The organism is Bradyrhizobium sp. U87765 SZCCT0048 (assembly GCF_018131225.1).
Lineage (GTDB): Bacteria > Pseudomonadota > Alphaproteobacteria > Rhizobiales > Xanthobacteraceae > Bradyrhizobium_A.
In genome coordinates this window covers 76,641-91,063 of record NZ_JAFCMM010000003.1, presented here as the reverse complement: position 1 = coordinate 91,063, position 14,423 = coordinate 76,641, and the positions used below count along the sequence as shown (strand labels likewise).

At 67.1% G+C, this 14,423-nt stretch carries 10 protein-coding genes; 8 read left to right on the top strand and 2 right to left on the bottom strand.

What is annotated here, in order from left to right; all coding sequences use genetic code 11:
• Positions 1-25 precede the first annotated feature (25 nt).
• The 6 genes from bamA to lpxB all read left to right on the top strand — a co-directional run bounded on the left by bamA (position 26) and on the right by lpxB (position 7,031).
• Positions 26-2,479 (top strand): outer membrane protein assembly factor BamA, encoded by a 2,454-nt coding sequence (gene bamA / locus JQ639_RS18955; RefSeq protein ID WP_211970529.1) that lies wholly within the window; start codon positions 26-28, stop codon positions 2,477-2,479.
• 32 nt (positions 2,480-2,511) lie between these two features.
• Positions 2,512-3,609 (top strand): UDP-3-O-(3-hydroxymyristoyl)glucosamine N-acyltransferase, encoded by a 1,098-nt coding sequence (lpxD, locus tag JQ639_RS18950; protein ID WP_211970528.1) that lies wholly within the window; start codon positions 2,512-2,514, stop codon positions 3,607-3,609.
• Positions 3,609-4,064 (top strand): 3-hydroxyacyl-ACP dehydratase FabZ, encoded by a 456-nt coding sequence (fabZ, locus tag JQ639_RS18945; protein WP_211970527.1) that lies wholly within the window; start codon positions 3,609-3,611, stop codon positions 4,062-4,064. Before lpxD ends, fabZ begins: the two co-directional genes overlap by 1 nt.
• A gap of 122 nt (positions 4,065-4,186) precedes the next feature.
• Positions 4,187-5,017 (top strand): acyl-ACP--UDP-N-acetylglucosamine O-acyltransferase, encoded by an 831-nt coding sequence (gene lpxA, locus JQ639_RS18940; RefSeq protein ID WP_211970526.1) that lies wholly within the window; start codon positions 4,187-4,189, stop codon positions 5,015-5,017.
• Positions 5,014-5,865 carry an LpxI family protein gene (locus JQ639_RS18935; protein WP_211970525.1) on the top strand — a complete coding sequence of 284 codons (852 nt, stop codon included), beginning with the start codon at positions 5,014-5,016 and terminating at the stop codon, positions 5,863-5,865. Before lpxA ends, JQ639_RS18935 begins: the two co-directional genes overlap by 4 nt.
• Positions 5,862-7,031 (top strand): lipid-A-disaccharide synthase, encoded by a 1,170-nt coding sequence (gene lpxB, locus JQ639_RS18930; RefSeq protein ID WP_211970524.1) that lies wholly within the window; start codon positions 5,862-5,864, stop codon positions 7,029-7,031. The genes JQ639_RS18935 and lpxB overlap by 4 nt, the downstream gene beginning before the upstream one ends.
• A gap of 184 nt (positions 7,032-7,215) precedes the next feature.
• Here lpxB and gltA read toward each other — a convergent pair whose 3' ends face one another.
• Together gltA and gltX are read right to left on the bottom strand one after the other, a co-directional pair.
• The gene (gene gltA / locus JQ639_RS18925; RefSeq protein WP_211970523.1) at positions 7,216-8,514 is read right to left on the bottom strand and encodes a citrate synthase; all 1,299 of its coding nucleotides are present in this window, start codon (positions 8,512-8,514) and stop codon (positions 7,216-7,218) included.
• 142 nt (positions 8,515-8,656) lie between these two features.
• On the bottom strand, positions 8,657-10,087 hold the full coding sequence (gltX, locus tag JQ639_RS18920) for a glutamate--tRNA ligase (protein WP_211970522.1): 1,431 nt from the start codon (positions 10,085-10,087) through the stop codon (positions 8,657-8,659).
• Positions 10,088-10,350: 263 nt separating this feature from the next.
• On the opposite strand from gltX, the gene JQ639_RS18915 reads away from it, so the two are divergent.
• Both JQ639_RS18915 and JQ639_RS18910 read left to right on the top strand, forming a co-directional pair.
• Complete coding sequence (locus JQ639_RS18915) at positions 10,351-12,030, top strand: glutamine--tRNA ligase/YqeY domain fusion protein (RefSeq protein ID WP_211970521.1); 1,680 nt, start codon at positions 10,351-10,353, stop codon at positions 12,028-12,030.
• A gap of 108 nt (positions 12,031-12,138) precedes the next feature.
• The gene (locus tag JQ639_RS18910; protein WP_211970520.1) at positions 12,139-14,418 is read left to right on the top strand and encodes a ComEC/Rec2 family competence protein; all 2,280 of its coding nucleotides are present in this window, start codon (positions 12,139-12,141) and stop codon (positions 14,416-14,418) included.
• Positions 14,419-14,423: the final 5 nt, after the last annotated feature.

Here is a 14,423-nt window from a genome sequence, read left to right as displayed (position 1 = left end):
TTGGAATGATAAGGTCACTTGGCGCATGAAAGTTGGTCTGCGAGTGCTGAGGCGGGGCATGTTGGCCGCCCTGGTCATGTTCGCTCTCCCGGTCACCGGTTCGGTGACGGGAATGCTCGTTTCCTCGCCAGCTCTGGCCCAGTCTGCTTCATCGATCGTCGTCGAGGGCAACCGGCGTGTGGAGGCGGATACCATCCGCTCCTACTTCAAGCCGGGGCCGGGTGGCCGGCTGGACAGCGGCCGGATCGATGATGCGCTCAAGGCGCTCTACGAGACCGGCCTGTTCCAGGACGTGAAGATCAATCAGGTCGGCGGTCGCGTCGTCGTCACCGTGGTGGAAAACCAGGTGATCGGCCGTGTCGCCTTCGAGGGCAACAAGAAGGTCAAGGACGACCAGCTCTCGGCCGAAATCCAGTCCAAGCCGCGTGGCACCTTCTCGCGCCCGATGGTGCAGTCGGACGCCCAGCGCATCTCCGAGATCTATCGCCGGTCGGGCCGCTATGACGTCCGTGTCGTGCCGCAGGTCATCGAGCAGCCCAACAACCGCGTCGATCTCGTGTTCGAGATCACGGAAGGCAACAAGACCGGCGTCAAGACCATCAACTTCGTCGGCAACAGTGCCTATTCGTCCTACCGCCTGCGCGACGTCATCAAGACGCGCGAATCGAACCTGCTCAGCTTCCTGGGCAATGGCGACATCTATGATCCGGATCGCGTCGAGGCCGACCGCGACCTGATTCGCCGCTTCTACCTCAAGAACGGCTATGCCGACGTGCAGGTGGTCGCCGCGCTGACCGAGTACGATCCGGACGGCAAGGGCTTCATCGTCACCTTCAAGATCGAGGAAGGCCAGCAGTACCGCGTCGGTTCGGTGAACTTCCGCTCCAGCGTTCCCTCGCTCGACGGCAATACGCTCGCGAGCCTGTCGCGCGTCAGCGTCGGCTCGGTCTACAACGCCGAAGCCATTGAAAAGTCGGTCGAGGAAATGTCGATCGAGGCGTCGCGCCGCGGCTATGCCTTCGCGGTCGTGCGTCCGAGCGGCGAGCGCAACTTCGAGGCGCGCACCGTGTCGATCACCTTCGCGATCGACGAGGGCCCGCGCACCTACATCGAGCGCATCAACGTTCGTGGCAACACCCGCACCCGCGACTACGTGATCCGCCGCGAGTTCGATATCTCCGAAGGTGACGCGTACAACCGCGCGCTGATCGATCGCGCCGAGCGCCGCCTGAAGAACCTCGACTACTTCAAGACCGTGAAGATCAGCAGCGAGCCTGGCTCGTCCAGCGACCGCGTGATCGTCAACGTCGATCTCGAAGAGAAGTCGACCGGCGAGTTCTCGGTGTCGGGTGGCTACTCGACCTCCGACGGCTTCCTCGGCGAGGTCAGCGTCTCCGAGCGCAACCTGCTGGGACGTGGTCTCTACGCCAAGGCGTCGGTGCAGTACGGCCAGTATGCCCGCGGCTACTCGTTCTCGTTCGTCGAGCCTTACCTGCTCGACTACCGTGTGGCGTTCGGCGTCGATGTCTATCAGCGCCAGCAGCTCGCCAACAGCTACGTGTCGTACAACACCAAGACGCTCGGCTTCAGCCCGCGGCTCGGCTTCCAGCTCCGTGAAGACCTCTCGCTGCAGCTGCGCTACTCGCTGTTCCAGCAGGAGATCTCGCTGCCGTCGCAGCTCGCGAACTGTAACAACAACCCGGCGAATCCGTTCCTGCCGTTCAACCCGACGCCGACCCCGGATCAGGTCGCGGCCGGCAACCTCGGCTGTTACGCGGACGGCGAAGCGTCGCTGCCGGTCAAGATCGAACTCGCGCAGGGCCGCACGCTGACCTCGGCGCTGGGCTACACGCTGACCTACAACACCCTCGACAACAACAAGAACCCGAACTCGGGCCTTCTGGTTGACTTCCGGCAGGATTTCGCCGGCGTGGGTGGCGACGTCAGCTACATGAAGACCACGGGCGACGTGAAGTACTACCAGCCGCTGGTGGCTGACATCGTCGGCCTGATCCATCTGCAGGGTGGCATCATGAACCAGCTCGGGGACAAGAGCATCCGTATGCTCGACCAGTTCCAGATGGGTCCGCAGCTGGTGCGTGGTTTCGCTCCGCAGGGTATCGGTCCGCGTGACATCACGCCCGGCACCACCAACGACGCCATCGGCGGCACCATGTACTGGGGTGCTTCGGCCGAACTGCAGGTGCCGTTCTGGTTCCTGCCCAAGGAAGTGGGTCTGAAGGGTGCGCTCTATGCGGACGCCGGCTCGCTCTGGGGCTATAAGGGACCGACAACTTGGGCTCAGACCCTCGAAACGATGACCTTCTCGGACCAGAATACGGTTCGGTCGTCGGTCGGTGTCGGTCTGATCTGGGCGTCGCCGTTCGGTCCGCTGCGCTTCGACTACGCGATCCCGATGAGCAAGGGTCCCAACGATCGTGTCCAGCAGTTCCGCTTCGGAGGCGGCACGACATTCTAAGTGTGACCACGAGCCGGGCTGCGGCAGGTGGAATGACAGACCTGACATTCTTCGCGCAGCCGGCCGGGGCGACCCTGGCCGAGATTGCGGACTTGACCGGCGCCCAGCTTCTGGACGCCGGTCGCGCCGCTCAGCGCATCCGTGCGCTGAGCCCGCTTGAGGGAGCCGGACCCGGCCACCTGACTTTCTGCGACAGCAAGAAATACGCCGGACAGCTCGCCGCGACCCACGCAGGGGCGTGCCTGGTGTCCGAACGCATGGAAGCGAGCGTGCCGTCGCATGTGGCGGTGCTCAAGGTGGCTGACCCGTACCGGGCTTTCGTTCGGATGGGGCGCCACTTCTATGCCGACAGCCTGCGGCCGCAGTCGTCGTTCGGCAACGACGGGATCTCGCCCTCGGCGGTGATCCATCCGACGGCGCACCTCGAGGACGGCGTCGTGGTCGATCCGCTGGCGGTCATCGGACCCGACGTCGAGATCGGCGCGGGAACCGTGATCGGTTCGAATGCGGTGATCGGGGCCGGGGTCAAGATCGGGCGCGACTGCAGCATCGGCATCGGCGTCTCGATCATCTGCACCCTGATCGGCAACAACGTCATCATCCATCCGGGCTGCCGGATCGGCCAGGACGGCTATGGCTTCGTCCCCGGTCCCGACGGCCATATGAAAATTCCCCAGACCGGACGCGTTCTGATCCAGAACGGCGTGGAGATCGGCGCTGGCACGACCATCGACCGCGGCGCCATGAGCGACACCGTGATCGGCGAGGGCACCAAGATCGACAATCTCGTCCAGATCGGCCACAACGTCGTGATCGGGCGGCACTGCATCGTGGTCAGCCAGAGCGGCGTCGCCGGCAGTTCGATTCTCGGCGACGGCGTGGTGCTGGCCGCGCGCATCGGCGTCAGTGACCATGCCGTGATCGGCGACGGCGCCCAGATCGCGGCCCGCAGCAGCGTGGTCGGCGAGGTCCCGCCGGGCGTCAAATGGGGCGGCTCACCGGCCAAGCCCATCAAGCAGTTTTTCCGCGAGTTGTTCGAAGTCGAGCGTCTGGGACGGGAAGGATCACCAAGTGCAAAGGCGTCCCGGGCAAGGACGTCGGGTGCCGACGACAAGGAAGGGCAGGGTTGATGGACGCACCGATTACGATTGAGGCTGTGGACATTGCCCAGATTCTCAAGACGCTGCCGCACCGCTTTCCGTTCCTGCTGATCGACCGCGTTCGCGACATCCGCAGCGACTTCAGCGGCGTCGGCATCAAGAACGTCACGATCAACGAGCCGCAGTTCACCGGGCATTTTCCGGGCCGGCCGATTTTCCCGGGCGTGCTGATGATCGAGGGCATGGCGCAGACCGCCGGCGTCATCGGCATGCTGTCGACGGGCGAGACCGACCGGCCGACCGCGGTCTATTTCCTCACGATCGACAAGTGCAAGTTCCGCAAGCCGGCGCTGCCCGGTGATACCATCGAGTATCACATGCGCCTGATCACCCGGAAAAAAGCGATGTGGTGGTTTCACGGCGATGCCAAGGTCAATGGCAACATCGTCGCCCAGGCCGATATCGGGGCGATGCTGGCCGATTGAGGCCGGGCCGTCATCGGACGTAACAATTGATGATTCCGCACCCGGCTGGTTTCATCGTAGGTCCGTGGCGACGCCGCTTTCTGGGCGGGACCACGACAGAGCGATTTCTGGATAGCTGATTGATGACCAAGATCGATTCCACCGCCCGTATCGCGGACGGCGCCGTCATTGGCGATGGCGCGACCATCGGGCCTTACTGCGTGATCGGACCCAACGTGACCATTGGTCCGGAATGCGAGCTGCTGTCGCAGGTCTCGGTGTCCGGCCACACCACGCTCGGCGCCGGCTGTGTCGTGCACCCGTTCGCGGCGCTTGGCGGCGCGCCGCAGGACACCGGCTATCGCGGCGAACCGACCCGTCTGGAGATCGGCGAGCGCTGCACCATCCGTGAATCCGTCACCATGAATGTCGGCACGGTGAAGGGCGGCGGCCTCACGAAGGTGGGCGCGCGTGGCTTCTTCATGGCCTACAGCCATGTCGGCCACGACTGCCAGGTCGGCAACGACGTCATTTTCGCCAATTCGGCAACGCTCGGCGGCCATTGCGAGGTCGGCGACTACGTCTATATCGGCGGACTGTCCGCCGCCCATCAGTTCGTCCGCATCGGCCCACAGGCGATGATCGGTGGCGTGTCGGGGCTGCGCGGCGACGTCATTCCCTACGCCATGGTGAGCGGCCAGTTCGCGCATCTCGAGGGGCTGAATGTCGTCGGCATGCGCCGTCGCAAGTTCACCCACGCCCGCCTGCAGCTGGTGCGTTCGTTCTACCACGACCTGTTCCACGCGCCGGGCGTGTTCGCCGAGCGGCTCGCCCGGGCGCAGTCGCGCGCGGGCGAGGATCCCGCGATTGCCGAGATCCTGGCCTTTATCGGCGACGGCAAGAAACGCCCGTTGTGCATGCCGTCCGAGGTCTATGGCACGTCGGGCAGCCGGACCAGCGCCGAGCCGCAATGAGCGCGACGCCGTCATCCGCGTCGGTCGGGGTGATCGCGGGAGCGGGCAGCCTGCCGTTTGCGGTGGCGGACTCGTTGCGTGGGCAGGGCCGCACGCCGGTGATCTACGCCATCCGCGGTTTCTGCGATGCCGCGCGCGTGACCGCCTACCGCCATCACTGGGTGGCGCTCGGCCAGGTCGGGCGCCTGACGCGGCTGCTGCGTGTCGAAGGCTGCGGTGACGTCGTGTTCATCGGCGCGCTGGTGCGCCCGGGACTGTCCGAAATCCGCCTCGACTGGGGCACGCTCAAGGTCATTCCGAGCATCGCCGCGGCGTTGCGCGGCGGTGACGACCATCTGTTGTCGGGCATCGCGCGCATCTTCGAGCAGCATGGCTTCCGTCTCGTCGGCGTGCAGGACGTTGCGCCGGATCTGCTGATGCCGGCGGGACAGCTTGCGCGTGCCGCACCGGATGCGGCGGCGCGCGCCGACATCGACAAGGGGCTGGCGGCGCTGCGCGCCATGAGCCCGTTCGACATCGGCCAGGCCCTTGTGGTGATCGACAGCCATGTCGTCGCGGTCGAGGACATCGAGGGCACCGACGGCCTGCTGGCGCGCGTGAAGCGGCTGCGCGAGCAGGGGCGCATCCGCGCCAAGGCCGGCACTGGAGTCCTCGTGAAGGCGTTCAAGAGCACCCAGGATCTGCGCTTCGACCTGCCCACCGTCGGCCCGCGCACCATCGAGGGGGCGGTCGCCGCCGGCCTGCGGGGCGTCGCGATTTCTGCCGGGCGCGCCATCGTCGCCGAGCCGCAATCCATGATCGCCATCGCCGACAAGGCCGGCCTGTTTATCACCGGCGTCAGCGCATGACGGCACGACGTCGCATTTTTCTGGTCGCCGCCGAGGAATCGGGCGATCGCCTCGGCGGTGCGCTGATGGCGGCGCTCAAGGCGCGCTGCGGCGATACGCTGGAGATGGTCGGCGTCGGCGGCCATGCCATGGCGCGGGAGGGCCTCACCTCGCTGTTTCCGATCGAGGCGCTGTCGATCATGGGGCTGCTGTCGATCCCGCGAAAGCTGCCGATGATCCTGCGCCGCATTCGCGAGACGTCAGACGCCGTGCTGGCGCAGCCGCCTGACGTACTCGTGATCATCGACAGTCCGGACTTCACCCACCGTGTAGCGCGGCGGGTGCGGGCGGCCAATCCGTCGATTCCGATCGTCGACTATGTCTCGCCGACGGTGTGGGCATGGCGGCCGGGTCGGGCGCGCGTCATGCGGCGCTATGTCGACCATGTGCTGGCGCTGCTGCCGTTCGAGCCGCAGGCGCACCGCGAGCTCGGCGGGCCGCCCTGCACCTATGTCGGGCATCCGCTGATCCAGCAGCTCGACAGCCTGCGGCCGAACGCCGACGAACAGCGCCGGCGCGAGGCGTCGCCGCCGGTGCTGCTGGTGCTGCCCGGCAGCCGGCGCGTCGAGATCCGCCATCACATGCAGGTGTTCGGCGAGACGCTGGCGCGGCTGCGCGCCGAAGGCGTTGCATTCGAGCCGGTGTTGCCGACCACGGCGCATCTGCGCGACGCCGTCACGGCCGCGCTCGCCGACTGGCCGGTGCAGCCGCGGCTGGTGATCGAGGAGGCCGACAAGCGCGCCGCTTTCCGTATCGCGCGCGCGGCGCTCGCCAAGTCCGGCACGGTGACGCTCGAGCTCGCACTCGCCGGGGTCCCCATGGTCACCGCCTACAAGGGCAGTGCGTTCGAAGCCTGGGTGGCGCGGCGCATGGTCCGTGTGCCGACGGTGATCCTCGCCAATCTCGTGATCGGCGAAAGCGTGGTGCCTGAATTCCTGCAGGACGACTGCGTGCCGGAACGGTTGCTGCCGGCGCTGCGCGAGGTGCTCGGCGATACCGGGATGCGTCGCCGCCAGGTCGAAGGTTTTGCCCGGCTCGACGCCATCATGGCGACCGGAGCGCAGTCGCCGAGCGAGCGCGCCGCCGACATCGTGCTGGCGAATCTGCGCGCCTCGCCCGCCGCCTGAGGGGGCCGGCGCTCCGCCTCAGGGGGGCGCACCATCAAGAGACCGGGTTGAGCAGCGCGCGGCATCGCCGCCGTGCCCGGCGGCAAATCTGATCGCGGCCAGACTCACGTGTGGTGGCGACAAAGCAAAACGGCCAGCGCAGGGCGCCGGCCGTTTGTCGTCGAACGTCCGGATCGGACGTCTGTTACTTGCGCTTGTCGAGCGCCACGTAGTCGCGGCTGGTGTTGCCGAGATAAAGCTGGCGCGGGCGCGAGATCTTGTAGTTCGGCTCCTGGATCATCTCGTTCCACTGGCTGATCCAGCCGACGGTACGGGCGACCGCGAACAGCACGGTGAACATCGAGGTGGGGAAGCCGATCGCCTTGAGGGTGATGCCCGAGTAGAAGTCGACGTTCGGATAAAGCTTACGCGAGATGAAGTACTCGTCGTTGAGCGCGATCTTCTCCAGCTCCATCGCCACCTTGAGCAGCGGATCGTCCTGATGGCCGGTTTCCTTGAGCACCTCGTGGCAGGTCTGCTGCATCAGCTTGGCGCGCGGATCGTAGTTCTTGTAGACGCGGTGGCCGAAGCCCATCAGGCGGATCTTGCTGTTCTTGTCCTTCACCTCTTTGATGAAGTCCGGGATGCGGTCGACGGTGCCGATCTCGGCGAGCATCTGCAGCGCAGCCTCGTTGGCGCCGCCATGGGCCGGGCCCCACAGGCAGGCGATGCCGGCGGCGATGCAGGCGAACGGGTTGGCGCCCGACGAGCCGGCGCTGCGCACCGTCGAGGTCGAGGCGTTCTGCTCATGGTCGGCGTGCAGGATGAAGATGCGGTCCAGCGCCTTCGACAGCACCGGGTTGACCTCGTACTCCTCGCACGGCACCGCGAAGCACATCCGCAGGAAGTTCGAGGCGTAGTCCAGCGAGTTCTTCGGGTACACGAAGGGCTGGCCGATGGTGTACTTATAGGCCATCGCGGCCAGCGTCGGCACCTTGGCGATCATGCGCATGGAGGCGATCATGCGCTGCTTCGGATCGTTGATGTCGGTGGAGTCGTGATAGAACGCGGCGAGGGCGCCGACGGAGGCCACCATCACGGCCATCGGGTGAGCGTCGCGACGGAAGCCCTGGAAGAAGCGGGCCATCTGCTCGTGAACCATGGTGTGGTTCGTGACGCGATGATCGAAGTCCTTCTTCTGCGCCGGGGTCGGCAGCTCGCCGTACAGCAGCAGATAGCAGGTCTCCAGGAAGTCGCCCTGGGCGAGCTGCTCGATCGGGTAGCCGCGGTACAGCAGCACGCCGGCGTCGCCGTCGATGTAGGTGATCTTGGATTCGCAGCTCGCCGTCGAGGTGAAGCCGGGGTCGTAGGTGAACATCCCGGTCTGGGCGTAGAGCTTGCTGATGTCGATCACATCCGGTCCGACCGAGCCGCCGTAGACCGGGAATTCGAAGCTCTTGTCGTCGACGGTGAGCTTGGCCTGCTTTGTATTTTTTGCATCCATCGTGATTGTCCCCGGATGTGATCGTGAGAAACGCGACAAGCTCGGGGGCTTCAGAACGGAGCACGGCGAGCTGGCCATATTGCCGGGATGAATGGGTAGCTTATTGCTGTGTGCACCGCAAGATGCGGACAAATGCGCTGCGTTACACCTTAAGTTGAGCCTGATCTGCCAGTCTTTCCAGGCACTCCGCCTGTCCCAGCACGGCCAGGACGTCGAAAATGCCCGGCGAGGTTGTCCGGCCGGTCAGGGCGGCGCGCAGCGGCTGGGCGATGGCACCGAGCTTCAGACCGCGCGCCTCGGCGAACGTCCGCACGGCGGCCTCCGTGGCCTCCGCTGTCCACGGCGCGACCGCTGCAAAAGCATCGCGCAATGCGCCCAGCAGCGTCCGCGCCTCCGGCGTCAGCAGCGCAGCGGCCTTCGGCTCGAGCGGCAGCGGCCTTTCCGCGAACAGGAAGGCGGCGCTGTCGACCAGTTCCACCAGCGTCTTGGCACGCTCCTTGAGCCCGGGCATCGCCTGCAGCAGCTGGGCGCGGGTCGCCTGGTTGAGCTTGGCCTTGGTGGCGGCGCCGTCCGGCACGTAGTCCAGCACGTCCTCGAACGCGGTCAGCAGCGTTTGATCGTCGCTGTTGCGGATGTAGTAACCATTGAGGTTTTCGAGCTTGGCGAAATCGAAGCGTGCCGCCGAACGGCCGATCGCCGGCAGGTCGAACAGCTCGATCATGTCCTGCGTCGAGAAAATCTCCTGGTCGCCGTGGCTCCAGCCAAGGCGCACGAGGTAGTTGCGCAGCGCCGCCGGCAGGTAGCCCATCGCCCGGTAGGCATCGACGCCCAGCGCGCCATGGCGCTTGGACAGCTTGGAGCCGTCCGGGCCATGGATCAGCGGGATGTGCGACATGCTCGGCGTGTCCCATCCCAGCGCATCGTAGATCTGCTTCTGGCGCGCGGCGTTGATGAGGTGGTCGTCGCCGCGGATGACATGCGTGACGCCCATGTCGTGGTCGTCCACCACCACCGCCAGCATATAGGTGGGGTTGCCGTCGCTGCGCAGCAGCACCAGGTCGTCGAGGTTCTCGTTTTGCCAGACGACGCGGCCCTGGACCTGGTCCTCGATCACGGTCTCGCCGGACAGCGGCGCCTTGAGGCGGATCGTCGGCTTCATGCCGGCGGGCGCCTCGGAGGGATCGCGGTCGCGCCAGCGGCCGTCGTAGAGCTTGGCGCGGCCTTCGGCGCGCGCCTTCTCCCGCATCTCGGCGAGCTCTTCAGTCGTCGCGTAGCAGCGATACGCATTGCCGCTGGCCAGCAGCTGCTCGGCGACCTCGCGGTGCCGCGCCGCGCGGGCAAACTGGTAGACGGTGTCGCCGTCCCATTCGATGCCCAGCCACTTGAGGCCGTCGAGGATTGCCGCGATCGCCGGCTCGGTGGAGCGTTCGCGATCGGTATCCTCGATTCGCAGCAGCATCTTGCCGCCACGTCCGCGCGCGTAGAGCCAGTTGAACAGGGCGGTGCGCGCGCCGCCGATGTGCAGGAAGCCGGTCGGCGAGGGGGCGAAGCGGGTGACGATGGGTGCGGTCATTTCGGCGCTGGGTTGGTCTCGGAACACGGGGATTTGGGGCGCATGTACCACAACGATTCCCCGCTGTCTCAGGGCGTTTGGCCGTTGTCCCGGCGGCGGCCGGGGATGGCGGCGCGCCGCTCCCGGGCGCCTCGCCGCCGGCCGAAGCGCCGTGTTCCCGGCCCCGGCGGTGGCCGCCCGCGCTGGCCGGCACGGCTCCCTGGTTCAGCCCTTGGCGCGGGGCCGCCGATTTGGCACATAGGTCGGAGATTGAAAGGGATACGATGACGGACGAAACGGGATCTGAAGCCGGCCGCGATTTCATCCGCGACATTGTCGCCGATGACCTTGCGTCCGGGACGACCACGGGGGTGGTGACGCGCTTCCCGCCGGAGCCCAACGGCTACCTCCACCTCGGGCATGCCAAGTCGATCTGCCTGAACTTCGGCATTGCCGAGGAGTTCGGCGGGCGCTGCCACCTGCGCTTCGACGATACCAACCCGACCAAGGAGGAGCAGGAGTACATCGACGCCATCCAGCGCGACGTGCGCTGGCTCGGCTTCGACTGGGGCACGCACCTGCACTTCGCGTCCGACTATTTCGAGCAGCTCTACGCCTGGGCGCAGGACCTGATCCGTGCCGGCAAGGCCTATGTCGACGACCAGTCGCAGGAGGAGATCCGCGTCAGCCGCGGCACGCTCACCGAACCCGGCCGCAACAGTCCTTACCGTGACCGCTCGGTGGCGGAGAACCTCGACCTGTTCGCGCGCATGCGCGCCGGCGAGTTCCCGAACGGAGCGCGGGTGCTGCGCGCCAAGATCGACATGAGCTCGGGCAACATCAACCTGCGCGATCCCGTGCTGTACCGCATCCTGCACGCTCACCACCCGCGCACCGGCACGGCCTGGAGCATCTATCCGAGCTACGACTTCGCCCATGGCCAGTCGGACGCGATCGAGCACATCACCCACTCGATCTGCACGCTGGAGTTCGAGGACCATCGCCCGCTCTACGACTGGTGCCTCGACAACCTGCCGGTGCCATCGCGGCCGCGGCAGTACGAGTTTGCGCGCCTCAACGTCACTCACACGCTGCTGTCCAAGCGCGTGCTGACAGAGCTGGTGCGCAGCGGCCATGTCTCCGGCTGGGACGATCCGCGCATGCCGACGCTCGCCGGCCTGCAGCGCCGCGGCGTGCCGGCGGCTGCGCTGCGCGAGTTCGTCAAGCGCATCGGGGTGGCCAAGGCCAACAGCACCGTCGACATCGGCATGTTCGATTTCGCCGTGCGCGAGACGCTCAACAAGAGCGCGCTGCGACGCATGGCGGTGCTGCGGCCCCTCAAGGTGGTGATCGAGAACTATCCGGAGGGGCAGACCGAGGAGGTCGAGGCCGTCAATCATCCGGACGACGCCGCCCAGGGCAGCCGCCGCATCACCTTCGGCCGCGAGCTCTACATCGAGCGCGACGACTTCATGGAAGATCCGCCCAAGAAGTTCTTCCGTCTCGCGCCGGGCCGCGAGGTGCGGCTGCGCTATGGCTACTTCATCACCTGCCGCGAGGTCATCAAGGACGCGAACGGTGAGGTCGTCGAGCTGCGCTGCACCTACGATCCGCAGACGCGCGGCGGCAACGCACCGGATGGCCGCAAGGTCAAGGCGACCATCCATTGGGTCAGCGCCGCCGAGGCGGTGCCGGCGGAGGTGCGGCTCTACAACCTGCTGTTCAGCGATCCGGCGCCGGAGGCTGCGAACTTCGCCGCCCAGATCAATCCGGAGTCGCTGGAGGTGCTGCAGGGCTGCATGGTGGAGCGAGCGCTCGCCGCCGACAATGCCCATGACGCCGTGCAGTTCGAGCGTCAGGGTTACTTCGTGCGCGACCGCGATTCCACGCCCGGCAAGCCGGTGTTCAATCGCACCGTCGGCCTGAAGGACACCTGGGCCAAGGTGGCGGGCGGCGCGGCATAAGGCGCTCGCGCTTCGGGCCAGCCTGCCTTCAGGCGCGAACAAGGCTGGCGCACCCGCTGCGGTTGTGTAGCATGCGCCCCCGGACCAGCGTATCGGGGGCCGGTGATCATGGCGCCGCAACGGGGCAGGGGACGCAGCCGCGCGGAAGTCTGGCCGGTGCCGGTGGGCCCGGCCGTTCCTGCCGTCGCGACCGCTGGCGGTCTGCCCGGCGCCCTGCACTGGACGGCTTGGGGCGGCCAGCTTGTCGCGCTCGTCCGGGCGGAGGCTGGACCCGGCCGCCTGCTGCCATGGGTGCCGGTGGCGTTCGGCGCCGGCATCGCGCTGTATTTTTCGGCCGATCACGAACCGGTGCTGTGGATCGCGGCGATGGCTGCGATGGGGGCCGGCATCGCAGGCGTGCTGCTGCGCCGCTCCCGGGCGTTTGCGCCGCAGGTGCTGCTGGCGGCGTTTGCCGCGGGCTTCGCTACCGCCACCTGGAAAACCGCGCGCATCGCTCATCCGGTGCTGTCGCGGCCGACATCGGCCGTCAGCCTCAAGGGCTTCGTCGAGACCTATGAGGTGCGCGAGCGCACCGACCGCTTCGTGCTGCGCGTGACCGAGATGGAGACGCCACGCCATGAGCCGACGCTCACGCGAGTGCGGCTGTCGGTGCGAAAGGGGACGGGGCCGGCGGTCGGCAGTTTCGTCGAATTGAAAGCGCGGCTGTCGCCGCCGATCACACCGCTGCGGCCGGGCTCCTATGATTTCGCCCGCGACCTGTATTTCCAGGGCATCGGCGCGTCCGGCTTCGTGATGGGCGCGGTCACGGTGGCGCAGGCGCCGCCGCAGGGCGGCGGGCTGTGGCTGCGCTATGCGGCGGCACTGCAGGGCATGCGCGACGCGATCGACGCGCGCATCCGCGCGACCCTGAGCGGAGATTCCCGCGCCATCGCGACCGCGCTGCTGACCGGACGGCGCGACGCGATCACGACGCCGGTCAACGACGCGATGTTCATCTCGGGACTCGGCCACGTGCTGTCGATCTCGGGCTATCACATGGCGGTGGTCGCCGGCGCGGTGTTCGCGATCGTGCGGGCGCTGCTGGCGCTGATCCCGCCGCTTGCGACGCGTTATCCGATCAAGAAGTGGGCGGCGGCCGCAGCGCTCGCGGGGGCGGCGTTCTATCTCGTGCTGTCGGGATCGGAGGTCGCCACGCAGAGATCCTTTTTGATGACCGCGGTGGTGCTGATCGCGATCATGGTCGATCGCCGCGCCATCACGTTTCGCACGCTGGCGATCGCGGCAATGGTGGTGCTGGTCATTGCGCCCGAAGCTTTGGTGCATCCGAGCTTCCAGATGTCGTTCGCCGCGACGCTCGGCCTCGTCGCGCTCGTCGCCCACGGCATGCCCAGACTGTTCGCGACGCCCGACAACTCCCGCGTCGCGCGGCTCGCGCTGTGGGGCGGCCGCGAGGCGGTCGTGCTGCTGCTCGCCTCGCTGGTCGCGGGCCTTGCGACGACGCCCTATGCCGCCTTCCACTTCCATCGCATCACGCCCTATGGCGTGCTCGCCAATCTCGCTGCCATGCCGGTGGTGTCGGGCCTCGTGATGCCGGCGGGCCTGCTTGGCCTCGTCGCGATGCCGTTTGGGCTCGACGGCATCTTCTGGTCGCTGATGGACGCGGGCATCGCCTGGATGGTGATCGTGGCGCAGTGGGTGACGGCGCTGCCCGGCGCGGTCGGCCGCATGCCGGCGTTCGGCGCCGGGCCTCTGCTGCTGGCGAGCGCGGGCATGCTGGTTCTGGCGATGTGCCGCACGCTGCTGCGCTGGAGCGGTCTTGCGGTGGTCGTTGTGGCAACGGTGTGGGCGCTGATGACGCCGCAGCCCGACGTGCTGGTGTCGTCCGACGGGCAGAACGTCGCGGTGCGGGGCAGGGACGGCCGCCTGCATATGATGCGGCTCGGCAAGGACGCGTTTCTGCTGAAGGAGTGGCTGGCGGCGGATGGCGACGCGCGCACACCGGCCGACGGCTCGCTTGGCGAAGGCGTGTCCTGCGATGTCACGGGGTGTATCGCGGGCCTGCCCGACGGCGCCCTGGTGGCACTGTCGATCCGGCCCGATGGCTGGGCCGACGATTGTGCGAAAGCAATTCTGATGATCACGCGCGGCCGACCGCCGCCGTCCTGCGCGGCGCAGGTTATCGATCAGGCAAGGGTGAGGCGGTTCGGCGCGATGGCGCTGCGGCGGGTCGACGGTATCTTTGTCGTCGACGCCCAGAAGCCGAAGGGGCGGGACCGGCCGTGGTCGCCGGCGATGCCCGGCGACGAAGATGCCTTGAGCCCGGCCGGCAGCGGGCGTGGTCCGGTCGATGCGACGCCGGTCGAGGCCGACCGGCTGGGCGACGACTGAGCGGC

Excerpts from the sequence above, each read along its gene's own strand:
- bamA (WP_211970529.1), top strand. The coding sequence starts at position 26 with ATGAAAGTTGGTCTGCGAGTGCTGAGGCGGGGCATGTTGGCCGCCCTG.
- lpxD (WP_211970528.1), top strand. The coding sequence starts at position 2,512 with ATGACAGACCTGACATTCTTCGCGCAGCCGGCCGGGGCGACCCTGGCC.
- fabZ (WP_211970527.1), top strand. The coding sequence starts at position 3,609 with ATGGACGCACCGATTACGATTGAGGCTGTGGACATTGCCCAGATTCTC.
- lpxA (WP_211970526.1), top strand. The coding sequence starts at position 4,187 with ATGACCAAGATCGATTCCACCGCCCGTATCGCGGACGGCGCCGTCATT.
- JQ639_RS18935 (WP_211970525.1), top strand. The coding sequence starts at position 5,014 with ATGAGCGCGACGCCGTCATCCGCGTCGGTCGGGGTGATCGCGGGAGCG.
- lpxB (WP_211970524.1), top strand. The coding sequence starts at position 5,862 with ATGACGGCACGACGTCGCATTTTTCTGGTCGCCGCCGAGGAATCGGGC.
- gltA (WP_211970523.1), bottom strand. The coding sequence starts at position 8,514 with ATGGATGCAAAAAATACAAAGCAGGCCAAGCTCACCGTCGACGACAAG.
- gltX (WP_211970522.1), bottom strand. The coding sequence starts at position 10,087 with ATGACCGCACCCATCGTCACCCGCTTCGCCCCCTCGCCGACCGGCTTC.
- JQ639_RS18915 (WP_211970521.1), top strand. The coding sequence starts at position 10,351 with ATGACGGACGAAACGGGATCTGAAGCCGGCCGCGATTTCATCCGCGAC.
- JQ639_RS18910 (WP_211970520.1), top strand. The coding sequence starts at position 12,139 with ATGGCGCCGCAACGGGGCAGGGGACGCAGCCGCGCGGAAGTCTGGCCG.